21 protein-coding genes are annotated in these 25,275 nt (G+C 63.3%); 14 read left to right on the top strand and 7 right to left on the bottom strand.

The window, feature by feature from the left end; translation table 11 throughout:
* Positions 1-94: 94 nt before the first annotated feature.
* Positions 95-1,276, bottom strand: coding sequence for an ABC transporter substrate-binding protein (locus tag V6590_RS02620; RefSeq protein ID WP_335419091.1), 1,182 nt, complete (start codon positions 1,274-1,276; stop codon positions 95-97).
* A gap of 313 nt (positions 1,277-1,589) precedes the next feature.
* On the opposite strand from V6590_RS02620, the gene V6590_RS02615 reads away from it, so the two are divergent.
* Complete coding sequence (locus tag V6590_RS02615; protein WP_335419089.1) at positions 1,590-2,687, top strand: PQQ-dependent sugar dehydrogenase; 1,098 nt, start codon at positions 1,590-1,592, stop codon at positions 2,685-2,687.
* Here the strand turns inward: V6590_RS02615 and V6590_RS02610 are convergent.
* Complete coding sequence (locus V6590_RS02610; RefSeq protein WP_335419086.1) at positions 2,684-3,706, bottom strand: GlxA family transcriptional regulator; 1,023 nt, start codon at positions 3,704-3,706, stop codon at positions 2,684-2,686. The genes V6590_RS02615 and V6590_RS02610 overlap by 4 nt on opposite strands.
* Positions 3,707-3,849: 143 nt before the next feature.
* On the opposite strand from V6590_RS02610, the gene V6590_RS02605 reads away from it, so the two are divergent.
* Positions 3,850-5,220: a class II 3-deoxy-7-phosphoheptulonate synthase gene (locus tag V6590_RS02605; protein ID WP_335419083.1), complete on the top strand. Its 1,371-nt coding sequence runs from the start codon at positions 3,850-3,852 to the stop codon at positions 5,218-5,220.
* An 81-nt stretch (positions 5,221-5,301) separates the two neighbouring features.
* Here V6590_RS02605 and V6590_RS02600 read toward each other — a convergent pair whose 3' ends face one another.
* Positions 5,302-6,432, bottom strand: coding sequence for a Gfo/Idh/MocA family protein (locus tag V6590_RS02600; protein WP_335419080.1), 1,131 nt, complete (start codon positions 6,430-6,432; stop codon positions 5,302-5,304).
* A gap of 86 nt (positions 6,433-6,518) precedes the next feature.
* Here V6590_RS02600 and V6590_RS02595 point away from each other — a divergent pair, with 86 nt between their 5' ends.
* The 6 genes from V6590_RS02595 (at position 6,519) to V6590_RS02570 (ending at position 14,113) form a co-directional block, all read left to right on the top strand.
* Positions 6,519-7,349 carry a MurR/RpiR family transcriptional regulator gene (locus V6590_RS02595; protein ID WP_335419077.1) on the top strand — a complete coding sequence of 277 codons (831 nt, stop codon included), beginning with the start codon at positions 6,519-6,521 and terminating at the stop codon, positions 7,347-7,349.
* Between the two features lie 113 nt (positions 7,350-7,462).
* The gene (locus tag V6590_RS02590; RefSeq protein WP_335419074.1) at positions 7,463-9,370 is read left to right on the top strand and encodes a bifunctional 5-dehydro-2-deoxygluconokinase/5-dehydro-2-deoxyphosphogluconate aldolase; all 1,908 of its coding nucleotides are present in this window, start codon (positions 7,463-7,465) and stop codon (positions 9,368-9,370) included.
* Entirely contained in the window at positions 9,367-11,193 is a 1,827-nt protein-coding gene (gene iolD, locus V6590_RS02585) for a 3D-(3,5/4)-trihydroxycyclohexane-1,2-dione acylhydrolase (decyclizing) (RefSeq protein WP_335419070.1), read from the top strand. Before V6590_RS02590 ends, iolD begins: the two co-directional genes overlap by 4 nt.
* A 10-nt stretch (positions 11,194-11,203) precedes the next feature.
* Complete coding sequence (iolE, locus tag V6590_RS02580; protein WP_335419067.1) at positions 11,204-12,100, top strand: myo-inosose-2 dehydratase; 897 nt, start codon at positions 11,204-11,206, stop codon at positions 12,098-12,100.
* A gap of 78 nt (positions 12,101-12,178) precedes the next feature.
* Positions 12,179-12,985, top strand: coding sequence for a 5-deoxy-glucuronate isomerase (gene iolB, locus V6590_RS02575; RefSeq protein WP_335419065.1), 807 nt, complete (start codon positions 12,179-12,181; stop codon positions 12,983-12,985).
* Positions 12,986-13,081: 96 nt separating this feature from the next.
* A complete protein-coding gene (locus V6590_RS02570) occupies positions 13,082-14,113 on the top strand; it encodes a sensor histidine kinase (RefSeq protein WP_335419062.1) in 1,032 nt (343 codons plus the stop codon).
* 12 nt (positions 14,114-14,125) lie between these two features.
* On the opposite strand, the gene V6590_RS02565 is transcribed toward V6590_RS02570, so the two are convergent.
* The 3 genes from V6590_RS02565 to mazG all read right to left on the bottom strand — a co-directional run bounded on the left by V6590_RS02565 (position 14,126) and on the right by mazG (position 17,155).
* Entirely contained in the window at positions 14,126-15,073 is a 948-nt protein-coding gene (locus tag V6590_RS02565; RefSeq protein ID WP_335419059.1) for a nucleoside hydrolase, read from the bottom strand.
* A gap of 149 nt (positions 15,074-15,222) precedes the next feature.
* Entirely contained in the window at positions 15,223-16,224 is a 1,002-nt protein-coding gene (locus V6590_RS02560) for a Fe(3+) ABC transporter substrate-binding protein (protein ID WP_335419056.1), read from the bottom strand.
* Positions 16,225-16,318: 94 nt separating this feature from the next.
* Positions 16,319-17,155 (bottom strand): nucleoside triphosphate pyrophosphohydrolase, encoded by an 837-nt coding sequence (gene mazG, locus V6590_RS02555; RefSeq protein ID WP_335419055.1) that lies wholly within the window; start codon positions 17,153-17,155, stop codon positions 16,319-16,321.
* Positions 17,156-17,220: 65 nt separating this feature from the next.
* On the opposite strand from mazG, the gene V6590_RS02550 reads away from it, so the two are divergent.
* A complete protein-coding gene (locus tag V6590_RS02550) occupies positions 17,221-18,381 on the top strand; it encodes a M20 aminoacylase family protein (RefSeq protein ID WP_335419052.1) in 1,161 nt (386 codons plus the stop codon).
* Positions 18,382-18,446: 65 nt separating this feature from the next.
* Here the strand turns inward: V6590_RS02550 and V6590_RS02545 are convergent, their stop codons facing one another.
* Positions 18,447-20,507: an oxidoreductase gene (locus V6590_RS02545; RefSeq protein WP_335419049.1), complete on the bottom strand. Its 2,061-nt coding sequence runs from the start codon at positions 20,505-20,507 to the stop codon at positions 18,447-18,449.
* A 190-nt stretch (positions 20,508-20,697) separates the two neighbouring features.
* Here V6590_RS02545 and speB point away from each other — a divergent pair, with 190 nt between their 5' ends.
* The 5 genes from speB to prmC all read left to right on the top strand — a co-directional run bounded on the left by speB (position 20,698) and on the right by prmC (position 25,073).
* A complete protein-coding gene (gene speB, locus V6590_RS02540; protein ID WP_335419046.1) occupies positions 20,698-21,663 on the top strand; it encodes an agmatinase in 966 nt (321 codons plus the stop codon).
* Positions 21,660-22,118, top strand: coding sequence for a DUF1499 domain-containing protein (locus V6590_RS02535; RefSeq protein ID WP_335419043.1), 459 nt, complete (start codon positions 21,660-21,662; stop codon positions 22,116-22,118). The genes speB and V6590_RS02535 overlap by 4 nt, the downstream gene beginning before the upstream one ends.
* A gap of 66 nt (positions 22,119-22,184) precedes the next feature.
* Entirely contained in the window at positions 22,185-23,132 is a 948-nt protein-coding gene (locus tag V6590_RS02530; protein ID WP_335419040.1) for an endonuclease/exonuclease/phosphatase family protein, read from the top strand.
* 49 nt (positions 23,133-23,181) lie between these two features.
* Complete coding sequence (gene prfA, locus V6590_RS02525; protein WP_335419038.1) at positions 23,182-24,237, top strand: peptide chain release factor 1; 1,056 nt, start codon at positions 23,182-23,184, stop codon at positions 24,235-24,237.
* Entirely contained in the window at positions 24,234-25,073 is an 840-nt protein-coding gene (gene prmC / locus V6590_RS02520) for a peptide chain release factor N(5)-glutamine methyltransferase (RefSeq protein WP_434063215.1), read from the top strand. The genes prfA and prmC overlap by 4 nt, the downstream gene beginning before the upstream one ends.
* Positions 25,074-25,275: the final 202 nt, after the last annotated feature.

Below are 25,275 nucleotides of genomic sequence, written 5' to 3'. Positions count from 1 at the left end.
CGGGGTTGATCCCCGATAGGCACCCGGTGCCGTGTTAAGGCAACGGCCCGGGGTTTTCCCGGGCCGTGCTGTGTGATCCCCTTCGCGGGTCAGATCAACGGAACTTGTCTGTCACGAAAGCGCCGTCCTTGACGGTGTATTCACGGTAGTTGCCAGCGGATTCGCCTGCACCCACCAGTTCCACAGCCGTCGCGCCGATATAGTCGATATCGGTGCCAGCGGCGATCAGGTCCAGTGCCTTGCCCAGTTCACCCGGCAGGATCGGCTCGCCCGGCGCATTGGCGATATCCATCACCTTGCCGGTCCATTCCTTGCCGGTCGAATTGGCTGCGGCCATCGACAGCAGGATCAGGGCTGCAGCGTCATAGCTTTCGCCCGAGAAGGCGCCCGTGCCATCAAATCCGGCGGCCTTGGCCATTTCCTGATACTTGGCAGCGCCTTCGCTGTCGGTGCCCGGCACGTCGCCGAACGAACCGTTCAGACCGGCGCCGATGGCGTCGATCAGGCTTTGGCCATACATCCCGTCGGGCAGGAAGAAGGTCGAGAAGGCGCCCGAGTCGAGCGAGGCCTGAATCATGCCCTTGCCGCCTTGATCCACATAGCCCGCCACGACCAGAAGTTCGCCGCCCGCCGAGGACAGTGCCGCAACTTCGGCCGAATAGTCGGCCTTGCCGTCTTCATGGGCCGAAGACAGGGTCACCTTGCCGCCCTTGGCTTCGAACGCCTTCTGGAAGCTTTCGGCAACGCCCTTGCCATAGTCGTTGTTGGTATAGGTCACGGCGACCGAGGTGATGCCGCGTTCGGAAATGATGTCAGCCATCACTTCGCCCTGACGCGCATCCGACGGGGCGGTGCGGAAGAACAGGCCGTCATCTTCGGCGGTGGACAGCGCAGGCGAGGTGGCCGAGGGCGACACCATGCCGATGCCGTTCGGGCGGGCGACGTTCTGCAGCACAGCCCCGGTCACGCCCGAGCAATCGCCGCCGACAATGGCCGTCACCTTGTCCGAGGTCACCAGACGTTCGGCGGCCGATTGTGCGGCTGCCGCGTCAACGCAGGTCGAATCGCCGCGTACCGGGGTGACGGTCGAGCCGCCCATGAACTTGCCCGACTCGGACACTTCCTTCATCGCCAGTTCAGCACCGGCAGCCATGGCCGGAACCGTCGATTCCAGCGGGCCGGTGAAGCCCAGCAGGATGCCGACCTTGACTTCTTCCGCCGAGGCGGCGCCTGCGAAAAGCGCGGTGGCCGCGGTGGCAAGCAGCAGTTTTTTCATTCGTTATCTCCCATGTCGGATCTTTGTCCTTGCGCAAGGCTAGAGGCAGGTTGTCGAAAAAGGAAGCGCCCTTTTCGGACCTATTCCGCATTTGCTTTGGTTTCCGCGCTCACATGCGTAATGTGCATGGCACTTTATTTCAAGCATAAAGTAATTTTATTGCGCCACTTGAGTGCACAATTTTTCATCACTTGCCGGACGGGTTCGTGGCCTAGCGCAATGCGGCAGCCGGCTGTTTTCGGTACGGGCGATTCGCGGGGCTTGGCTTCCAGATCGCGGCACCTATCTCTGGTTTACGAGCAAGGGGAATGCGATGAGACGAAGGTTCGCGGCCATTCTGGGGCTGGTGCTTACGGCGGGTCCGGGCATGGCCGAGGTGATCGACACATCGGCGGGGCCGATGACAATCACCCCGCTAGTGCAAGGGCTGGAAGAACCCTGGGCTGTGGCTGCGCTGCCTGATGGCGCCATTCTGATCACCGAACGTGCGGGGCGTTTGTCGCTGTGGCGCGACGGTCAGCGACAGGACATTGGCGGTCTGCCCGAGGTGGCGGAGCAAGGGCAGGGCGGGTTGCTGGATGTGATGGTGCCCCGCGATTTCGTCACCAGCCGCGAAATCTGGCTCAGCTATGCGGCGCGGGTACCGGGCGGCATGGCAACCGCCGCAGGGCGCGGGCGTCTGTCAAAGGATGGGCGGCAGCTGGATGGGTTCGAGACGCTCTGGACCGGCGAGGGTCATCCCGGCGGGCGGCATTTCGGCAGCCGTTTGGTCGAGGCCACAGATGGCACGGTATTTCTGACCACCGGCGACCGGGGCACGGGGCCGGGGGGCATGGCCGCGCAGGACGGGCAAAGTGCGGCGGGCAAGGTGGTGCATCTGCGGCGCGACGGCTCCCTTGCTATCAATCTGCCCGGATGGCGCCCGGGCATCCTTTCGGTCGGGCATCGCAACATTCAGGGCGCCGCGCTGGACCTGCAAGGGCAGTTGCTGACGGTCGAACACGGCGCCCGGGGTGGCGACGAGCTGAACGCCCCCCAGCCCGGCCGCAATTACGGCTGGCCCGTCATAACCTATGGCCGCAACTACAATTTCCTGCAGATCGGGGAAGGCAGCGCGAAAGAGGGCATGGAACAGCCGTTGCATTACTGGGATCCGTCCATCGCGCCGTCCGGGCTGATGGTCTATTCCGGGCGGCTGATCCCGCAATGGCAGGGCGACATCTTCACAGGCAGCCTGAACAGCGGCTTCCTCTCACGGCTTGACCCCGACCGCCCTGCCGAAACCGGCCTGGCCGAGGAACAGATCCTGGGCGACAGCACAGGCCGGGTGCGCGATGTGATCGAAGGGCCGGATGGTGCGATCTGGTTCCTGTCGGTGATCGACGGCGTGCTGTATCGCCTTGCCCCCTAGATCGACAGCCGCACCCCGATCCCCGGCATCGCCCCCTGCGTGCCGCGTTCGCGGTAGGGCGTGGTATTGTAATGGCTGCGATAGCATTTTGAGAAATGGCTGGGCGAAGCAAAGCCACAGGCCAGCGCCACATTGATGACGCTCATGTCGGTCTGCATCAGCAGGTTGCGCGCCTTTTGCAGCCGCAACTCCATGTAATAGCGTTTGGGGCTGCGGTTCAGATAACGGCGGAACAGGCGCTCCAACTGACGGGTGCTCATGCCCACTTCTTCGGCCAGATCGGCGGGCGACATCGGGTCTTCGATGTTACCTTCCATCATCTGGATGACCTGGCTCAGCTTGGGGTGGCGCACGCCGATCCGGGTCGGGATCGACAGACGCTGCGTATCCTGATCGGTGCGAATGGCGTTATAGATCAGCTGATCGGCCACGGTATTGGCCAGATCCTCGCCATGATCGGCGGCGATGATCTTCAGCATCAGATCGAGCGAGGCCGTGCCCCCGGCCGTTGTCAGCCGGTTGCCATCCATCACGAACACCGATTTGGTCAGCTTCACCTCTTCGAATTCTTCAAGGAATCCGTCCTGGTTCTCCCAATGGATCGTGGCCTTGCGCCCATCCAGCAAGCCCGCCTTGGCCAGCGTATAGGCCCCGGTGCAAAGCCCGCCCAGCGTAGCCCCGCGCCGTGCCTCGCGCCGCAGCCATGCCGTCACGGCGCGGGTCGAGGCGCGCGCCACATCAATGCCGCCACAGACCAGCAGCGTGTCATCGCGGTCGATTTCATCCAGCCCCATGTCAAGCTTGAAGGCCGCCCCGTTGGAACAGACCGCCGTCTCGCCATTTTCGCCCGCCAGTTTCCAGGTGTAGAGCGTGGCTCCCCCCACCCGGTTGGCAATGCGCAGCGGCTCGATCGCGCTGGCGAAGGACAACATGGTAAATCGGTCCAACAAAAGGAAGATGAAGCGCTTGGGGGCGACTTCCTTGACAACCTGGGTGGCTTTCCGCGGAGGGCTGGACATGGGGCGACCTGTTTGCGTCGGTTTCGGCGCATCTATTCAGGAAATTTCGCGCCCCACAAGGGGGCAAAGTCGCCTTCCAGCTTGGCATTTCCGGCGCAATTCCCTATAGGCGGGCAGATACCGCTAACGGACGGAGACGACCGATGACCAAGGGCTGGCAGAAATCGGATTGGCGCGCGAAACCGCGGGTCCAGATGCCGGATTATCCGGATCAGGCTGCGCTGACTGCTGTGGAAACCCAGCTTGCCAAGTATCCGCCCCTGGTCTTTGCCGGCGAAGCGCGGCGGCTGAAGAAGCAGCTTGCTCTGGCGGCGGAAGGCAAGGCGTTTCTGTTGCAGGGCGGCGACTGCGCCGAATCCTTTGCCGAATTCAGCGCCGACAACATCCGCGACACCTTCCGCGTCATGCTGCAAATGGCGGTCGTTCTGACCTATGGCGCAAAGGTGCCGGTGGTGAAGGTCGGTCGTATGGCGGGCCAGTTCGCCAAGCCGCGTTCCGCCCCGACCGAGGTGATCGGCGGCGTCGAATACCCGTCCTATCGCGGGGACATCATCAACGGGTTTGAAGCCACGACCGAAGCGCGCATCCCCGATCCGGCGCGGATGCTGCAGGCCTATACCCAGGCGGCGGCCAGCCTGAACCTGCTGCGCGCCTTTTCGACTGGCGGCTTTGCCGATATCCACCGCGTTCACAGCTGGACATTGGGCTTTGCCGAACATGACAAGGCCGAACGCTATCGGGAATTGTCGAACCGCATTTCCGATGCGCTTGATTTCATGAATGCCGCCGGGGTGAATTCGGATACCGCCAACGAATTGTCGCGGGTGGATTTCTACACCAGCCACGAAGCCCTGCTTCTGGAATATGAAGAGGCGCTGTGCCGCGTGGACAGCATCACCGGGCAGAATGTGGCCGGATCGGGCCACATGATCTGGATCGGGGATCGGACCCGCCAGCCCGATGGCGCCCATGTCGAATTCTGCCGCGGTGTGCTGAACCCGATCGGCCTGAAATGCGGCCCCTCGACCACCGCCGAGGATCTGAAGGTGCTCATGGCCAAGCTGAACCCGGAAAACGAAGCCGGGCGGCTGACGCTGATCGCGCGGTTCGGTGCGGGCAAGGTGGGCGAAAACCTGCCCCGGCTCATCAAGGCCGTGCGAGAAGAGGGCGCGAATGTCGTCTGGTCCTGCGACCCGATGCATGGCAACACGATCAAATCATCGTCCGGCTACAAGACCCGGCCCTTCGATAGCGTGCTGCGCGAAGTGCGTGAGTTCTTTGCCATCCACAAGGCCGAGGGCACCATCCCGGGTGGCGTGCATTTCGAAATGACCGGGCAGGATGTGACCGAATGCACCGGTGGTCTGCGCGCCGTGTCGGATGAAAATCTGGCCGACCGCTATCATACCGCCTGCGATCCGCGTCTGAACGCCTCGCAATCGCTGGAACTGGCCTTCCTCGTGGCCGAGGAACTGACCGCGATGCGCGACGGTCAGCGCCGTATCGCGATGTAAGCCCGTCCAGATTGGACCGATTTTTGGGGGCGCGGGGGGAAACCCTCGCGCCCTTCGCATTTCAGGCGTGCTGTGTCGTCGTCAAAGCGCGATCCTCTGTCCGCCCGCCCGCGCCGAGTCTGCGATGGCATGAATGACCCTTTCGATCTGCAGCGCGGCATCGAAGCCAGGCTCGGCAGCGGCAATGCCGGCAATACCCTGCAGCAGTCGCCCACATTCGATGACCTTCAGATCGTTGAAGCCCAGTTGATGCCCCGGCGCCGGGCAGAACGCGCCATAGGGCGGATGGGCCGGACCGGTCAGGATGGTCTTGAACCCCTGTTCCGCCCTGGGCCCGTCATTCTGATATATCTGCAATTCGTTCATCCGTTCCTGATCGAAGATGATCATGCCGCGATCACCATGGATTTCGAACCCCAGCCGCGATTTGCGCCCCCAGGCCGAGCGCGAGATCACCAGCGTGCCTTGCGCCCCATTGGCAAAGCGCAACAGCACATTGGCGGCATCTTCGTTTTCCACCGTGCCGCGCCCGGACCCATCGGGCAGGGGGCGGGTTTCATGGATGGTCTGCATATCGGCAATCAGGCTGGCAATCGGCCCCATGATGCCCTGGGTCAGGCTGATCAGATGGGTTCCGATATCGCCAAGCGCGCCCAGGCCCGCCTCTTGCAGTCTGGCCCGCCAGGTCCAGGGCAGATCGGGGTCAGCCTGATAATCCTCGTCCACCCAGCCGCGAAACTGCACGGGCCGGCCAATCGCGCCCCCGGATACCAGCCGCTGCGCATGGGTGAAGGCCGGGTTTGACAGGTAGTTGTAGCCTACCATGGTCACCACGCCCCGGTCGCGAGCCGCCGCTGCCATTTCTTCGGCCTGGGCAAGGGTCAGTGCCATGGGTTTTTCGCACCAGACATGCTTGCCCGCGGCAATCGCCGCCATGGCCATCGGATGATGCAGCCCGTTCGGGGTGGTGATCGACACGACATCGATCTGCGGATCGGCCACCAGCTCCTGCCAATCGGATGTGGCGCAGGCAAAGCCGAACTGCGCCGCCATCTGGCTGGCCTTGTCAGCCGGGGTTTCACAAAGCAGCCGCAGGTCGGGCTGCGCGACGGCACCAAGGTCGCCCCCCAGAACGGCAATCACGTTGCGCCAGGCCAGCGCATGTGACTTGCCCATGAAGCCGGTCCCGATTAGGCCAACACCCAGTTGCATCCTTGCACCTCTCCTCGTCAATGCGCTTGGAATATTTGTTCCATGCGTGCTAGCCTGAAACTGCCCCCTGCTGTCAAGGACCGATCATGGATAGCGCCGCTGCCGCCCCCACTGCTCCAGCCTCGGTCGAGGAATTTCGTGAACGTCTGGCAGTGTTGACCGAAGATTTGCCCAAGCGGTTGCGCCAATGTGCGGAATATGTTGCGGCCAATACCGACCGCATTGCCGTTTCCACCGTGGCGGAACTGGCGGCGGGGGCGGATGTGCCGCCCTCGGCTGTGATGCGCTTTTGTCAGATCATGGGCTTTTCGGGCTTCTCGGGTATGCAAAAACTGTTTCGCGACGCCTATTCGCCCGGCTGGCCCGACTATTCGACGCGGTTGAAGAACCTGAAGGATCAGGGCGCGGGCAGCCCTGCCGCGCTGTTGGCCGAATTTGTCGAGGCCGGGCGGTTGAGCCTGGAATCGCTCGCCAAGGCGGTGGACGAAGCGGCGCTGATACAGGCCGTTTCGGTTCTGGCGGGGGCGGAAACCGTGCATGTTGTGGGGCTGCGGCGGGCGTTTCCGGTGGCCAGCTATCTGGCCTATGTCTTTGAAAAAATGGCTGTTCCAGCGATGCTGCATGATGGTGTCGGCAAGTTGGATCACCGCTTTGCCCTGCGGCCGGGGGATGCGCTTCTGGCCATCACCTTTGCCCCCTATTCCGAAGAAACCCTGACCCTTGCCGCCGATGCCCGGGAAAGGGGCCTGCCGGTTGTTGCCTTGACCGACCGGCTGACCAGCCCGCTGGCCCGTCACGCATTGGCCGTGGTGACCGTGCCCGAGGTGGATTTCGGCGCCTTCCGCTCGCTTTCGGCGACCATCGCCATGGCGCTTGCGCTTGCCGTGGCTGTCGGATCGGCGCGCGGCGAGGCCTGAACGGACCACCACGCCAAGAAACTGCTTTCCCTGCGCGCAGTAATGGAATAAAAATTCCAAAACTGATGTATGGGGCGGGAGCGTTGAGTCGTCCCGACCCAGGGGAGGACAGCATGAAGCCGCTTGACGTCATCACCATCGGCCGCGCGTCGGTCGATCTTTACGGCGCACAGATCGGCGGACGGCTGGAGGACATGGGGTCGTTTCAGAAATATATCGGTGGCAGCCCCTGCAACATGGCGGCGGGAACGGCACGGCTTGGCCTGAAATCGGCGCTGATCACCCGGGTGGGCGATGAACATATGGGCCGCTTCATCCGCGAAGAGCTGGCGCGTGAAGGTGTCGATGTGCGGGGCGTCAAGACCGATCCCGAACGCCTGACGGCGCTGGTTCTGCTGGGCATTCGGGACGAAGAGCAGTTTCCGCTGATCTTCTATCGTGAAAACTGTGCCGACATGGCGCTGTGCGAAGATGACATTGACCCCGCGCTGATTGCGGACAGCCGCGCCGTGGTGGCGACGGGCACGCATCTGTCGAACCCGCGCACCGAGGCCGCCGTGCTCAAGGCACTTCGGCTTGCCCGCGAAACCGGGGCGCAAACAGCGCTGGACATTGATTACCGCCCCAATCTTTGGGGGCTGGCGGGCCATGGGGCTGGCGAGAGCCGGTTCATCGAGAGCGCGGCCGTCACGGCCAAGCTGCAATCGACCCTGCATCTGTTCGATCTGATCGTCGGCACTGAAGAAGAGTTCCACATAGCGGGCGGTACCACCGACACGGTGGCGGCCCTGCGCGCCGTCCGGGCGGTGTCTGGCGCAACGCTGGTGTGCAAACGGGGTGCTGCGGGGGCTGTGGCCTTCGCCGGCGCCATCCCTGACAGTCTGGACGAAGGCGAAACCGGTCCCGGCTTCCCGATCGAGGTGTTCAATGTGCTGGGCGCGGGGGATGGTTTCATGTCGGGACTGCTCAAGGGCTGGCTCGATGGCGAAAGCTGGCCGGTGGCGCTGAAATACGCCAATGCCTGCGGGGCCTTCGCCGTCAGCCGCCATGGCTGTACGCCTGCTTATCCAAGCTGGACCGAGTTGCAATTCTTCCTGAACCGGGGTGTCATCGAACCTGCGCTGCGCAAGGATGCGGCGCTGGAACAGGTGCATTGGGCGACTAATCGCCACAAGGATTGGTCCACCATGCGGGTCTTCGCCTTTGACCATCGCATGCAGCTGGAGGCGATGGAGGGCGCGACTCCCAAGAAAATCGGCGCCTTCAAGGAGCTGTGTCTGGAGGCTGCGCTGCAGGTGCAGAATGGCCGAGAGGGCTATGGCATCCTGTGTGACAACCGCTTGGGTCGGCGCGCGCTGCATGCGGCTTCGGGGACGGGCCTTTGGATCGGGCGTCCGGTGGAATGGCCGGGTTCGCGCCCGCTGACCTTGGAGCCCGAACTGGGGGCCGATTTTGGCGGCCTGCAGGAATGGGCACTGGAAAACGTCTGCAAGGTGCTGTGCTTCTATCACCCCGATGACACGGCAGAGATGAAGGCCGAGCAAGAGGCCGTGGTGCAGCGGCTGTTCCAGGCCTGCCGCCGCAATCGTTTGGAAATGCTGCTGGAGATCATCCCGTCGAAGGTGGGTCCGGTGGATGATGAGACCTCGGCCACGATCATTCAGCGCTTCTACGACATCGGCATTTACCCCGATTGGTGGAAGTTGGAACCCTTCACCTCGGAGGCAGCCTGGGCCAAGGCCTGTGACGCGATCACCCGCAATGATCCGCATACGCGCGGCATTGTGGTTTTGGGGCTGGATGCTCCGGCGGAGCAGCTTGCGGCCAGTTTCGCACTGGCGGCGCAGCATGATCTGGTGAAGGGTTTTGCCGTGGGCCGCACCATCTTTGCCGAGGCCGCGCGCCAATGGCTTGCGGGTGCCATTTCCGACGCGGAGGCCGTGGCCGATATGGTGGAGAAATACGAAAATCTGTGCCGGGTCTGGGATGCCGCCCGCGCGAAAAAGGAACTGGCAGCATGAGCACGATCCGCCTCACCGCCGCGCAGGCCATGGTCAAATGGCTTTCGGTCCAGATGACCGAAGAGGGCGAGCGTTTCATCGAAGGGATCTGGGCGATCTTTGGCCATGGCAACGTGGCGGGGATCGGAGAGGCGCTGTATCACGCCAAGGAAACCTTCCCCACATGGCGCGGCCATAACGAACAAACCATGGCCCATGCCGCGATTGCCTATGCCAAGACCCATAAGCGGCGGCGGGCGATGGCGGTCACCTCCAGCATTGGGCCGGGGGCCACCAATATGGTGACGGCGGCGGCGCTGGCGCATGTGAACCGTCTGCCGGTGCTGTTCATCCCCGGCGACGTGTTTGCCAATCGCGCGCCCGACCCGGTGTTGCAGCAGATCGAAGATTTCGATGATGGTACGGTTTCGGCCAATGATTGTTTCCGCCCGGTGTCGCGCTATTTCGACCGGATTTCGCGGCCCGAGCATATCCTGACCGCGCTGCCGCGTGCGCTGCGTGTGATGACGGACCCCGCGAATTGCGGCCCGGTGACGCTGGCCTTCTGTCAGGATACGCAGGCAGAGGCCTATGATTATCCGACCGACTTCTTTGAACCGAAGGTCTGGTACATCCGCCGCCCGGAGCCCGACCAGCGCGAGCTGGAAGCAGCCGTGGCCGCGATCAAGGCTGCGAAAAAGCCGCTGATCGTGGCGGGGGGCGGCGTGATCTATGCGCAGGCCGAGGCTGATCTGCTGGCCTTTGCCAATAAGCATAACATTCCCTTTGTCGAAACACAGGCGGGCAAGGGCGCGATTGATTGGGAGAATGATCTGCATTTCGGCGCGCCCGGTGTGACGGGCACGGCCTGTGGTAACAAGCTGGCCGCAGAGGCCGATCTGGTGATCGGCGTCGGCACCCGGTTTCAGGATTTCACAACGGGAAGCTGGACCGTGTTCTCGGCGCCGTGCCGCAAGATCCTGTCGATCAACATCCACGGCTATGATGGGCAAAAACGTGGTGCGCAGCCGCTGATTGCCGATGCCAAGGTGGCGCTGGCCAAACTGACCGCCGCTTTGGGCAATACCCGCTTTGCCGACCCGGATTTCGCGGCGCGCAAGGAATGGTTTGTCACCACGGATGCCCTGTTTGCCGCGCCGGAAGGCAATGCCCTGCCCACCGATGCGCAGATCATCGGCGCGGTGACGCGGGCCACGGGCAAGGACAGCATCGTCATGTCGGCTGCGGGCACCATGCCCGGCGCGCTGCATGTGCTGTGGCGCGCGGCGGCGGGCGGGTACCACATGGAATATGGCTTCAGCTGCATGGGCTATGAGGTCGCGGGTGCCATGGGCATCAAGATGGCCGCGCCGGAAAAGCATGTGGTCTGCATGGTCGGTGATGGCAGCTACATGATGGCCAATAGCGAGCTGGCGACAGCGGTGATGATGGGCATCCCCTTCACCGTGGTGCTGACTGATAACCGCGGTTATGGCTGCATCAACCGCCTGCAACAAGGCTGCGGCGGGGCGCCATTCAACAATCTGCTGGATGACAGCTATCACGTGAACCCGGCGCATATCGACTTTGTGGCCCATGCGGGCTCCATGGGGGCGATCACCCGCAAGGTTGGGTCGGTGGCCGAGTTGGAGGCTGCAATGGCCGAAGCCAAAGGCGCAAGCCTGCCGACCGTCATCCTTATTGAAACCGATCCGGCCCCGGGGACGGGCGCTGGTGGCTCCTGGTGGGACGTGGCCGTACCGGAAGTGTCCGAGCGTCCGCAAGTGAACGCCGCGCGTGAGAAATACGAACAGAACATCGCCCGCCAATGGCTGGGTAACTGAGGTCAAGACCATGATCCAATTCGGAACCAACCCCATCGCCTGGGCCAATGACGACGATCAAACCATCGGCGCCAATATCCCCACCGCGCGTATCCTTGATGAGGCGGGCCGTCAGATCGGCTTTGACGGCATCGAGAACGGCCATCGCTGGCCGGATGAACCCGAGGCGTTGCGGGCACTTCTGGCGGAATATGGCCTCAAGTTCATCTCGGGCTGGTATTCGACCGAGCTTCTGCTGCGGTCTGTGGAAGATGAGATCGCCGCCTGCCAGCATCACCTTGCCAAGCTCAAGCACAATGGCTGCAAGGTGATGATCGTGTGCGAAACCTCCAACGCGATCCATGGCGATGCGGCAAAGCCGGTGAATGATCGTCCGGTGCTGTCCGCCGATGAAATGGCGGCCTTTGGCGCCAAGCTTGAGGCCTTTGCCGCCTATCTGACGGGGCAGGGTGTCACGCTAGTCTACCACCACCACATGGGCACCATTGTGGAAAGCCCCGAGGAAATCGACGCGCTGATGGCGGCGACCGGTCCGCATACCCACCTGCTGTTTGACGCCGGGCATTGCGCCTTTGGCGGCGGCGATCCGGTGGCGGTCCTGCGCAAACACGCCGCGCGCGTGCGCCACTTCCACGCCAAGAACATCCGTCCGGCGATCACGGCCAAGGTGCGTGCCGAGCGGCTGAGTTTTCTGCAAGGCGTGGTGGCCGGCGCTTTCACAGTGCCCGGCGATCAGGACGGCGGCGTCGATTTCGCGCCGCTGCTGCAGATATTGGCCGATCACAAATATGATGGCTGGATCGTGATCGAGGCGGAACAGAACCCCGACGAGCGCAATCCGCTGCTCTATCAGACCTTGGGTCTGGCCACCTTGAAACGTCTGTCGAAAGCGGCGGGCCTGATCTGATCCCTGCGGCGAAGGCCGGGGGGCTGTCTGCCCCCCGGCCCCCCCGAGGATATTTGAACCAAGATAAAGGGGATGACGATGGCCGGGCTTTTGGTGAAACCTGCAGGCACGCGCGGCAAGGTGCATGATGTGACGCCCGAAAGCGCAGGCTGGGGCTATGTCGGCTTTGGCCTGTATCGGCTGGAACCCGGCGATCGGGTGGCCGAGGCGACTGGCGGGCGCGAGGTCATTCTGGTGCTGGTCGAGGGCAAGGCGCGCATCACGGCCGCCGGTCAGGATTGGGGCGTCATGGGCGCGCGGATGGATGTGTTCGAAAAGACCCCGCCGCATTGCCTCTATGTACCCGATCACAGCGACTGGGCGGCGGAAGCCACCACTCCCTGCACGCTGGCGATCTGTTCGGCGCCGGGGAAAGGTGGGCACAAGGCACAGCGGCTGGGCCCGGACGGGATCGACCTGACCCCGCGCGGCAAGGGCACCAATACCCGCTATGTGAACAACATCGCGATGGAGGCGCGTGAGGTGGCCGACAGCCTGCTGGTGACCGAGGTGTTCACACCGGCTGGCCATTGGTCGAGCTATCCCAGCCACCGCCATGACGAAGATGATTTTCCCCGGATGACCTATCTGGAAGAGACCTACTACCACCGGCTGAACCCTGCGCAGGGGTTTGGCATCCAGCGGGTCTATACCGAGGATGGGGCACTGGACGAAACCATGGCAGTGAAAAACCATGATGTAGTTCTGGTGCCCAAGGGTCATCACCCCTGCGGGGCGCCCTATGGATACGAGATGTATTATCTGAACGTCATGGCCGGGCCGCTGCGCAAGTGGCGCTTCCAGAATGACCCTGATCACGACTGGATCGCCCGGGCAGATGCCTGATTGCCATCCTGGTTGGCAAGCCTGTTGCGAAGTGCCTTGCCGCGGTGCAGAAAGGTGCCGGAGCCCGGGCAGGGCCAAGGTGAGGACCGGAGCATCATGGATCAGGCAGAACGCGAGGCCATGCTGGAGGCAGTGCCGCTGCCGATGGTTCAGATCGGGGGCGATCTGCGGATCGTTGCAGCCAATCCGGCGGCGGCTCCGCTATTGGGCAGCCTGGGGCTTGGGCGGCATTTTGCGCTGACATTCCGGCAGCCCGCGCTGGTCGAGGCGATCGAGGCCTGTGCTGCGGGCGCCGATCTCACCCGGCTGCGCTGCGGGCTGATCGTGGATGGGCAGGATACCGTGTTCGAGGTTACGGTGAATCGTCTGCCGCATGGCGGGGTGATCTGCTGCTTTTTCGATATGACCGAACAGGAAGCGGTGGGCCAGCTGCGCCGTGATTTCGTGGCCAATGTCAGCCATGAATTGCGCACCCCGCTGACCGCGCTGCTGGGATTCATCGAAACCCTTCAGGGGCCTGCCCGCGACGATGCCAAGGCGCGGGAACGGTTTCTTGGCATCATGGCGCGTGAAGCCGAGCGCATGACGCGGCTGGTGCGCGATCTGCTGTCGCTTAGCCGGGTAGAGGCAGGAGAACGCCAACGACCGCAAAGCATGATCGATCTGCGCGGCTTGCTGACCAGCGTTCAGGCCACGCTGCGCCCCATGGCCGATGCGCAAGGGGTGCAGCTGGAGCTGAAGGGGGCGGAAGGCGCGCTGATGGTGCGGGCGGATGGCGATCAGCTGACACAGGTGTTTCACAATCTGATCGAAAATGCCGTGAAATACGGGGCGCCGGGCAAGCTGGTGACAGTCACGGTCAGCCGCAGCATGTCAGAACCCGGGGTGCGCGGACCCGCTTTGCGGGTCGAGGTGCGGGATCGCGGCGAAGGGATCGACCCTGTCCACCTGCCGCGCCTGACCGAGAGGTTTTACCGCGTGGATACGCACAGGTCGCGCGAAAAGGGGGGCACCGGATTGGGGCTGGCGATCGTGAAACACATCGTCAACCGTCATCGCGGAAGGCTTGTCATCGACAGCGTGAAGGGCGAGGGCAGCACCTTCAGCGTGGTGCTGCCCTTGTCGTGATCCCTGCGCAGGTTACAGCCGCGCGATACGTTCGGTCAGCAGGGTATAGAACCCTTCGGCGTCCAGATCGCCGATGAACAGCGCATTGGCGGGTCGGTCTGTCACCCCCCACCAATCGGCCACCGTCATGCCCAGAGTCAGCTCCGATTGCGTTTCGATTTCCACATTGATGTGGCGTCCGGTGAACAGATCGGGGCGGATCAGATAGGCGATGACGCAAGGATCATGCAGGGGGGCGCCTTCGCTGCCATATTTCTGCATGTCAAAGCGTTCGAAGAAATCCGTCCATTCCGCCACCATCCGGCAAGGTTCGGTGCCCACGTTGCGGAAGGCTTCGATCCGGGCGCGATTGGTCAGTGCCTTATGGGTGACATCCAGCGGCATCACCACAAGCGGCACACCGGATTTGAACACGATATCAGCGGCTTCTGGGTCGACGTAAATGTTGAATTCTGCAGCGGGGGTGATGTTGCCCACCTCGAAATAGGCCCCGCCCATCAGCACGATCTGCTGCACCCGCGCGATGATGTCGGGCGCGCGCAGGAAGGCGGTGGCGATATTGGTCAGCGGCCCCAGCGGGCAGATTGTCACGCTATGGGCCGGTTCGCGGCGCAAGGTATCAATGATGAAATCGACCGCATGGGTCGGCTGCAGCGCCATCGTCGGCTCGGCCAGAACCGGGCCGTCCAGCCCGGTCTTGCCATGCACATGTTCGGCTGTCACCAGCTTGCGCTTCAGCGGGGCATCGCAACCGGCATAGACCGGGGTCTGCGGTTTGCCCGCAAGTTCACAGATGATGCGGGCATTGCGTTCGGTCAGGGGCAGCGGCACGTTCCCGGCCACAGCGGTGATGCCCAGCACCGTCACATCTTCGGGGCTGGCCAGCGCCAGCAGGATCGCCACGGCGTCATCCTGTCCCGGATCGGTATCGATGATGATCTTGCGGGGGGCATGGGACATGGCGCGCTCCTTTGTTCTTGGGCGGCAGGAAAATAGGTTAACAGAGATTTGTCCATCCGGTAAAATGTATGCGCGCAAACAAAAATGCGAAAAAGCGCAAAAGGGCCGCAAATGCGGCCCTTCCACTCTAACATGACAGGCTTGGAATATCAGCCGTCGAAGTTGATCTCTTCCATGATTTTCAGCGCCTCGGCCCGATGGCCGGCCACATCGGTCAGGGCCAGGCTGTCAGGGGTAAAGCTGCCCCAACTTGCCACCAGTTCCGATTGCGCCACGCCCGGCTTGACCGGATATTCGTTGTTGGTTTCGGCATAGATCTTCTGCGCCGCATCGCCCGACAGCCATTCCATCAGTTTCAGCGCGGCATCCTTGTTCGGCGCGGCTTTGGTCATCGCCACGCCCGACACGTTCAGATGGGTGCCCTTCCCTTCAAAGACCGGGAAGGTGATCCGCACAGAATCGGCCCAGGCCTTCTGTTCGGCGTCCTTCAGCATGGCCCCCATGTAATAGGTGTTGCCGATGGCGATATCGCATTCGCCCGCCCAGATCGCCTTGACCTGATCGCGGTCGCCCCCATCGGGCTTGCGCGCCAGATTGGCCTTCACACCTTCGGCCCAGGTCTTGGCGGCCTCTGCGCCATGATGAGCGATCACCGCGGACAGCAGCGCCACATTGTAATCATTGGTGCCCGAGCGCGAACAGATGCGGCCCTTCCATTTCGGGTCAGCCAGATCTTCATAGGTGGTCACCTCGCCATCCTTCACCCGCTCCTTGTGGGCATAGATGATGCGCGCACGCGAGGTCAGGCCGAACCATTGGTCACCCGCATCGCGCAGTTCGGCAGGGATATTGGCTTCCAGCACGTCGGATTGCACCGGCTGGGTGACCCCGGCCTCGACCAGTTGGGTCAGGCGGGCGATATCGACGGTCAGCACCAGATCGGCGGGCGAACGGTCACCCTCGGCCACCAGACGCTCGGCCATGCCCTTGTCAACAAAGGCCACATTGGTGGTGATGCCGGTTTCGGCGGTAAAGGCATCCAGCAGCGGCTGGATCAGCTCGGGCTGGCGGTGCGAATAGATGTTCACTTCTTCGGCAATCGCAGGTAGGGCGGCGCTTGCCAGAAGGGCGGCGAGAAGGGCGCGGTTCATTTCTGACCTCTTTCGTCGGTTAATCTGCGGCCATAAACCTTAGTTTTTCACTCAGGTCAATGGCTGACGAAATTGATCGGATAATTTGTCGCGATCAGCCGCGCTCCTCGGCCTTGGCGCGGTTCCACAGGGCATCCATCTCGGTCAGATCGCTGTCTGCGGGGCGACGCCCGGTTTCGGCCAGCCAATCCTCGATCCGCATGAACCGCCGGGTGAACTTGGCATTGGCGGCGCGCAGGGAGGCTTCGGGGTCCACCTGCAGGTGGCGGGCCAGATTGGCCATCACAAACAGCAGATCGCCGAATTCCTCGGCCACTTCTGCCTCGGACAGGCTATCGCGTGCCTCCACGAGTTCGCGGGCCTCTTCGATGATCTTGTCCACCACCTCGGTGGTAGAGGGCCAATCAAACCCCACGCGTGCCGCACGTTTTTGCAGCTTGACCGCCCGGGTCAGCGCGGGCAGGGCCATTGCAACCCCATCCAGCGTGCGGGTTTCCTCCCGCGCTGCGCGTTCGGCCGCCTTGACAGCCTCCCAGTCGCGGGTCTGTTGTTCGGCGCTCTTGGCATTGCTTTCGTCGCCAAAGACATGGGGATGGCGGCTGACCATCTTGTCCGAAATTGCCCGGACCACATCCTGAAAGCCGAACAACCCGGCTTCCTGCGCCATCTGCGCATGAAAGACCGATTGAAACAGCAGATCGCCAAGTTCGGATTTCAGCTCGTCCCAGGATTGGCGCTCGATCGCGTCGGCCACTTCATGCGCCTCTTCCAGCGTATAGGGGGCAATGGTTGCGAAGGTCTGTTCGCGGTCCCAGGGGCAACCATCGGGCGCGCGCAGCCGCGCCATGATTTCGACCAGACGGTCCATTCCTGCTGCGGGGTCATGGATCAGGGCGTCGCTTTCGGGGCGGGGCAAGGGGCGTTCTGGCATTGCAGCGGCTTCCGATTTGGGGTTCTGTCTGGGCTTAGACCTGAATGCCCAGAGGAGTCCACCTCATGCCGGTGCTGAACCGCATTGCCGACTTTGCCGAAGAGATGAAGGGCTGGCGTCGCCACCTGCACCAATACCCGGAACTGGAATTCCAGTGCCACGAAACCGCCCGGTTCATTGTGGAACGGCTGCGCGAAATCGGGGTGGACGAAATCCACGAAGGCATCGCCACCACCGGGATCGTGGCGATCCTGAACGGGCAGGGCGAGGGGCCGACCATCGGCCTGCGCGCCGATATGGATGCGCTGCCGATCGATGAGGCGACCGGAGCAGAACATGCGTCGAAAATCCCCGGCAAGATGCATGCCTGTGGCCACGATGGCCATGTGACCATGCTGCTGGGCGCGGCCAAATATCTGGCGGAAACCCGGCGCTTCAAGGGGCGCGTTGCCCTGATCTTCCAACCCGCCGAAGAAGATGGCGGCGGCGGCAATGTCATGGTGCAGGAAGGGGTGATGGACCGCTTCGGCGTGACCGAGGTCTATGGCATCCACAACGCCCCCGGCGTACCCTTCGGCAAGTTCCAGACCACGACCGGCGCGCTCATGGCCTCGGTCGATACGGCGGTGGTGCATGTGACCGGGCGGGGCGGCCATGCCGCGACCCCGCATGAATGTATCGATCCGATCCCGGCCGTGGTGGCCATGGTGCAGGGCTTGCAGACCATCCTGTCGCGCAACATCTATGCCATGGACGAGGCGGTGCTGTCGGTCACCATGATCCATGCCGGAACCGCCAGCAACATCGTGCCGGAAGAGGCGATGTTTGCCGCCACCATCCGCTGCTTCAACCCGGAGGTGCGCAACCTGCTGAAACGGCGCATTCACGAAATCATCGAAGGCAATGCCGCCGCCTTCAACGTGTCGGCGCGAATTGATTATGACTGGGGCTATCCGCCCACGATCAACCATGCCGATCAGGCCCGCTTTGCGGCGTCCGTCGCGCGTGATGTGGTGGGGCCTGCGCTGGTGGATGAAAATGCCGGGCGCGAAATGGGGTCCGAGGATTTCAGCTATATGCTGGAGGCCCGCCCCGGTGCCTATCTGTTCATGGGCACAGGGCCAGGGGCGGGGCTGCATCATCCGGCCTTTGATTTCAATGACGAGGCCGCGCCGGTTGGGGCCAGCTTCTTCGCCCGTCTGGTCGAACGCGCCTTGCCGCTGTAACGGCCAGGTTTCGGGTCTGCCCCCGAATGGGGCAGGCCCGGCCTGCCGCCCGCAAAGGGGCGCAGCTACATCGTGAACAATTGCGCCACGTCTTCGCGGCGGAAGGGGATCGTGGCGCTGACGCTGCCGAAATCCTGTGCATAGAGATGGCCTGCGTAATTCGCCGCAGCAATGGTGCCGGGGGCCAGACAGTCGCCAATGCGGGTGACAGACCGCAATCCGGCATCGACCCAATCGGCCCGACGTGCCTTCAGCGCCTGCCACAGATCCTGTTCCGGCAGGCGCGCAGTGACGCTGATCAGCGTTGCGCAATCCAGCCGCATGATCCGCCCTGTATAGGTGCAGGCAACCTCCAGCACATTGCCCTTGCGCCCTTCCAGCCGGTGCGCCGTCACGATCCGCACCCCCATTTCCAGCAGCCGGGTCTGGATGCGCCCCTGTTCCAGCGTGTTCTGGGTAAAAGAGCCGACCATGCTGTCGGGCGTGACCAACGTCACCTCGGCCCCGGCCTTGATCGCGATTTCGGCCATCAGACCGCCCATGTAATAGCAATCGTCATCAAAGATGACGACCGGGCCTTCGGGCAGGCTGGCGCCTGACATCAGATCATCGGGGGTCAGAACCTTGCCCAGATCGCCCGGGGGCAGGCGGTGCCAGCGCCCGACACCATCGGCCCGCCACCGCGCCCCGGTCGCCAGCACCACATGCGGCAGACCCATTGCCAGCACCTCGTCCGCGCCCATCGGGCTGTGCAGATACATCTGCACATTCGGGCGATCCTGCAACTGCAGCAGCCGCCAATCGCGCACCCGGCCCCAGGTGGCCAGGCCGGGCAGCCGCGATTCGCGGCTGACCCTGCCCCCCCATTCGCCGCCTGCTTCGGCCAGCGTCACTTCGGCCCCACGGGCGGCCAATGCGCGCGCAGCCTCCAGCCCTGCCGGGCCCCCGCCCACCACCAGAACCTGCGTCGGGCTTTCAAGCGGGGCAATGCGTTCCGGGTGCCAGCCGCGCCGCCATTCTTCGCCCACGGTGGGGTTCTGGGTGCAGCGCATCGGCACAGACGTATTGTCGCCGCTGGTGCAGATGTTACAGCCAATGCATTCCCGGATGTCCTGCAACCGGCCTTCGGCAATCTTCACCGGCAGGAAGGGATCGGCGATCGAGGGCCGGGCGGCACCGATGAAATCCATGATCCCCTGACGGATCACCCGCACCATGCTGTCGGGGCTGGTATAGCGCCCGACGCCCACCACCGGCTTGGTGGTGACGGATTTCACAAAGCCGATATAGGGTTCCTGAAACCCTTCGGGCGCAAAGCGCGAGGTCTGGCTGTCATTGGGCCAGCCCGACAGGTTCACATCCCAGATATCGGGCACTTCGGCCAGGGCCGCGATGATGTCATGGCCTTCGCCCTCGCAGGTGATGCCTTCAGGGCCCAGAAGTTCATCGACCGCCAGCCGCACCGCCAGCGCGCAGCGATCCCCGATGGCATCGCGCACATCGCCGATCACTTCGCGGAACAGCCGCAACCGGTTTTCGAAAGTGCCGCCATATTCGTCACTGCGGTGATTGTGACGGCGGCTGAGGAAATGTTGCAGCACGCTCATGTCATGTCCGGCATAGACATAGACAATGTCAAAGCCCGCATCGCGCGCCCGGAGCGCTGCCTCGCGATACCAGCGGCGCATGTCGGCAATATCGGATTTGTCCATGGCCCGCGCCTGAACCGGATCATTGCCGTCATAGACCGCGGGCGAGGGGCCAAGCGGGATCATCCGGCTATAGCGGTTTGCGCTGTGCAGCCCGTTATGCACCAGTTGAATCGCCGCCAGCGCGCCGTGCTCATGCACGGCATCAGTCATGGCACGCAGGGCAGGCACATCTTCGACCGACCAGAGCCGCGCCTCGTTGGCGGGCGAGATGTCGGAGGTCGGATGGATTTCGGCCTCTTGGGTCGAAATGACGCCCCAGCCGCCTTCGGCCTTGATCCCGCGCATCCGCGCCTCGGCATTGGGATAGCGATAGCCCATGCCAGAACAATGCGGCACCTGCCAGAACCGGTTCTTCACCGTCAGTGGACCCACTTGAACAGGTGTGAACAGGATGTCGTGGCGTGGGTCGCGCATCGGCTGCCTCCCGGAGGATGTTCGGGGCAGGAAAGCATATTATACGCGCGTATAACAAGTAAAATCTTCAAGCCGCGTATGGTCTGCCCGGCTTGACAAGCGCGCAAGGCTCTGGCCCTGTCATGGCAACCGGATCCGGCGCGTCTCCGAGGCACAGAATGACGACCGCTTCATGAACAGGAGCGTTCCGATGGCTATGGAAGATGCCAAGAACGAGGTTGATACCGCTTTCACCCGCAAAGGCCTGCGCGGCTATGCCTTTGAAAACGCCTTTGGCGGGGCCACCAGCTTCTTGCGGCGCAGCTATACCAAGGATCTGACCGGGGTCGATCTGGCTGTGACAGGTGTGCCCTTCGATCAGGCGGTCACCCATCGCACCGGCACCCGTTTTGGGCCGCGCGCCATCCGCGAGGCCAGCACCCTGCAACCCTATGATCCGCCGCAAGGCTGGGGCACCGATCCGCTGGATGAGATCAGCGTGATCGATTATGGCGATCTGGCCTTCGATTACGCCAAGACCGCCGATTTCCCCGACCGCCTGACCGATCACATCCGCACCATCCTTGCTGCCGGGGCAGGGACGGTAACGCTGGGGGGCGATCACTTCATCACATGGCCGATCCTGAAGGCCTATGCCGAAAAGTTCGGCCCGATGAGCGTGATCCATTTCGATGCCCATTCCGACCTGTGGCAGGATGATGATCTGACCCGGATCGACCACGGCACCATGATGTACAAGGCGGTTAAGACGGGTGTCGTCGATCCGACGCGTTCGGTCCAGATCGGGATTCGCACCTTCTGCGAGGATTACCTGGGCATGAATGTGCTGGAGGCGCGCACCTGCCATGAAATCGGCGTGGCCGCGATTGTCGAAAAGGTGAAGGCGATTGTCGGCGACAACCCTGTCTATCTGACCTTCGATATCGACGCGCTTGATCCGGCCTATGCGCCGGGCACCGGCACGCCGGTCTGGGGGGGCCTGCACAGCTGGCAGGCGGCGGCCATCCTGCGCGATCTGGCCGGGATCAACATTGTCGGCGGCGATGTGGTCGAGGTGTCCCCGCCCTATGATACCACCGGGGCAACGGCGATTGCCGGGGCGCATGTCGCCTATGAACTGATCTGCCTTTATCACTGGGCCAAAACCCGCAGATGAAATGGATCGCGCTTGTCACCTTCGGTCTGCCATTTCTGGCCGCGTTGACCTTTTCCGCTTTTGTGAGGTTGGCCCCGCTGGACCCTGGGGTCTGGCATGTCAGCCTTGAAAATGTCCGGCGCAGTGGCAAGCCGAATGACATCCGTATCCGACCCGAGGGCGGCGATATTGCCGCCCCGGTATTTGCGATGACGCCCGAACTTCTGGCCGAACGCATCGCCAGCATCGCATTGGGCGAACCGCGCACCCGCCTGTTGGCGGGCAGCCCCGCTGAAGGGCGGATGACCTTCGTGCAACGCTCGGCACTTTGGGGGTTTCCTGATCTTGTCACGGTCGAAACCCTGCCTGCGCCGGGCGGCTCGACCTTCCGGCTGTGGTCGCGGTCGCGCTTTGGCTATTCCGATCTTGGGGTGAACCGCGCCCGCGCCGAACGCTGGCTGCAGGCCTTGCGCTGACAGCCTGTCATCCTGCTGTCTTGTCCCCGTGGCACTCAGGTCCCAGCCGCAATCATGGAGCCCGCGATGCACCGCTATGGATGGACACTTGCGCTTTTGACTCTGGCCAGCCCTGCCTTGGCGGACACCACGCTGCGGGTGATGAGCTTCAATATCTGGGGCGGCGGTGTGAACGAAAGCAAGGGGATCGAGGAAACCGTCGCCGCGATCCGGGCTGCGGGGGCTGATATCGTCGGCCTGCAGGAGACCCGGGCCGAAACCGACCCTTGCGAGGCCGACAGTTGCCCGCCTGCCGGCCCTTCGGCGGCACCCGCCATCGCTGCCGCATTGGGCTGGCATGTGCATGATCAGGTCGCTCAGAACGGGGCGCTCTGGGCCAATGCGGTGATTTCCCGGCATCCGATCGGCGCGGTCTCGGCCAATGATCTGGGGGTCGAGATTGATGTAGAAGGCCGCAAGGTCTGGCTGTTCAACATCCACCACGATGATGAACCCTATCAACCCTATCAGCTTCTGGGCATCGAATATGGCCCGGCACCCTTCATCAAGACCGAAGCCGAAGCGCAGGACTATGCCAGCCGCACCCGTGGCCCGGCCATGGAGCTGCTGGCGGCGGATATGGCGGCGGCGCAGGATGCAGCGGCCATTTTCGTGACCGGCGATTTCAACGAACCCTCCGGGCATGACTGGACCGAGGCCGCCGTGACAGCGGGTCTGCATCCGGTCAAGGTGGATTGGCCGACGGTCAAGCGGCTGGAGGATCAGGGCTTTGTCGATACCTATCGCGGCGTCCATCCCGACCCGGTGGCCAAGCCTGCCTTCACCTGGACCCCGCGCTATGACGAAACCGCAACCGACGATCACCCCGACCGCATCGATTTCGTCTTTGCCAAGGGAACCGGGTTGCAGGTGAAAGATGCGGCCATAGTGGGCGAAGATGGCCCGCGCAGCGACATCAAGGTCATGCCCTGGCCATCGGATCACCGCGCCGTTGTGGCAGAAGTGACGTTCTGATCGGCTTTGCCTCTTGACCGCAGGCCATGGCGGCGGCACATCCGCTGCCATGGTTCCCTTTGACAAGCTTGACCAGATCACCCGCCGCTTCGAGTTTCTCGAAGCCAAACTCGGCGAAGGCGCCAGCCCGGCCGAGATTGCCGGGCTCAGCCGCGAATATGCCGAGTTGAAGCCCGTGGTCGCCCAGATTGCGGCCTATCGCACGGCGCTGGCCGACCTGACGGAAGCCGAGGGCTGGTTGTCAGACCCCGAGATGAAGGCGCTGGCCGAAGAGGAACTGCCCCGGCTCAAGGCGCGCCTCCCTGAGATGGAGCAGGCCTTGCGCTTGGCGCTGTTGCCGCGCGACGCTGCAGATGCCCGGCCCGCGATCCTGGAGATTCGCCCCGGCACGGGCGGTGAAGAGGCAGCCCTGTTCGCGGCCGATCTGGCGCGGATGTACCAGCGGTTTGCCGAAAGCCGGGGCTGGCGCTTCGAAGTGCTGGAAAGCCAGCAATCCGATCTGGGCGGGCTGAAGGAATTCACGGCCCATGTTCAGGGGGCAGGGGTCTTTGCCCAGTTGAAATACGAGGCGGGCACCCATCGCGTGCAACGTGTGCCGGAAACCGAGGCAGGCGGGCGCATCCATACATCGGCCGCCACTGTCGCCGTACTGCCCGAGGCCGAAGAGGTCGATATCGACATTCCGGCCAGTGATATCCGCATCGATACGATGCGTGCCAGCGGTGCAGGTGGTCAGCATGTGAACACCACCGATTCGGCGGTTCGCATCACCCATATCCCGACCGGGATCATCGTCACCTCGTCAGAAAAATCGCAGCATCAGAACCGCGCGATTGCCATGCAGGTGCTGCGCGCCCGGCTCTACGACCTGGAACGCGACCGTGCCGCGCAATCGCGCGCAGCCGACCGCAAGGCGCAGGTCGGGTCGGGGGATCGCAGCGAACGCATCCGCACCTACAACTTCCCGCAAGGGCGGATGACGGACCACCGCATCAACCTGACGCTTTATGCCCTGCCGCAAATCATGCAAGGCGATCTTGGCGCGCTGATCGAGGCGCTGGTGGCCCATGATCAAGCTGCCAAACTGGCCGAGATGGAGGCATGAGTGTGACCGGCGCTGCGGCCTTCCGTGCCGGGGTTGCGCAGTTGCAGGCGGCAGGGATCGCCGATCCTGCACGCGACGTGCGGCTTCTGCTGGCCCATGCGATGGGCATATCTGCCGACAAGGTCATGCTGGCGCTGCACGATCCTTTGCCCGATGCGGTGGCGGCGGCCCTTGAAGCCTGCCTATCCGCCCGGGCCAATCGCCAGCCCGTCAGCCAGATCACCGGGCAGCGGCAATTCTGGGGCCGCGATTTCATCGTCACGCCTGATGTGCTGGACCCACGCCCCGAAACCGAAACGCTGATCGCGGCTGCGCTGGATCAGCCCTTCACCCGTCTGCTTGATCTGGGCACCGGATCGGGGGCCATATTGCTCACCCTGCTGGCAGAACGCCCCGCAGCCACCGGTCTGGGGGCCGATCTTTCGCCCGATGCCCTTGTCGTCGCTGCGGCCAATGCCGAGGCACTCGGTCTGGCCCATCGGGCGCAGGTCATTCAGTCGGATTGGTGGGCGGCAATCACCGGGCGCTTTGATCTGATCGTGTCGAACCCGCCCTATATCGCGCTGGATGAAATGGCGGGCTTGGCCCCCGACGTGCGCGACCATGAACCCCATATGGCCCTGACCGACGGGGCCGATGGCCTGTCGGCCTATCGCGCCATAGCCGCTGGCGCCCTGGCCCATCTGGCGCCCGGTGGGCGCCTGATGGTGGAAATCGGTCCCATTCAGGGTGCTGCCGTCGCCAGTTTCTTTGTCGCGGCTGGCTTCTGCGACGTGGTGGTCCTGCCCGATTTCGATGGGCGGGACCGCGTGGTTTCAGCCCGGGCCCCGGTCTGACCCGTGCCATCCGCTGCGCATTGGCAGCATTTTGCCGCAATTTGCGGCCCGCCCCCCAGAATCCGCTTGTCAGACTGGCCCGCCCGTGGTTACTCGGGAGCAGCAGGCAGGTGGTTTGCACCCCGCTGCGACCATGCCGAAAAGCACAAGAAGCAGGTTGACGCGCCCGCCGGGCTATTGGCCCCGGTAATTCAGGCCCGAA

Origin of the sequence: Gemmobacter denitrificans, assembly GCF_036964905.1 — a bacterium.
In the GTDB taxonomy this organism is placed as follows: domain Bacteria; phylum Pseudomonadota; class Alphaproteobacteria; order Rhodobacterales; family Rhodobacteraceae; genus Gemmobacter; species Gemmobacter denitrificans.
This window is presented reverse-complemented; position numbering and strand designations above follow the sequence as displayed.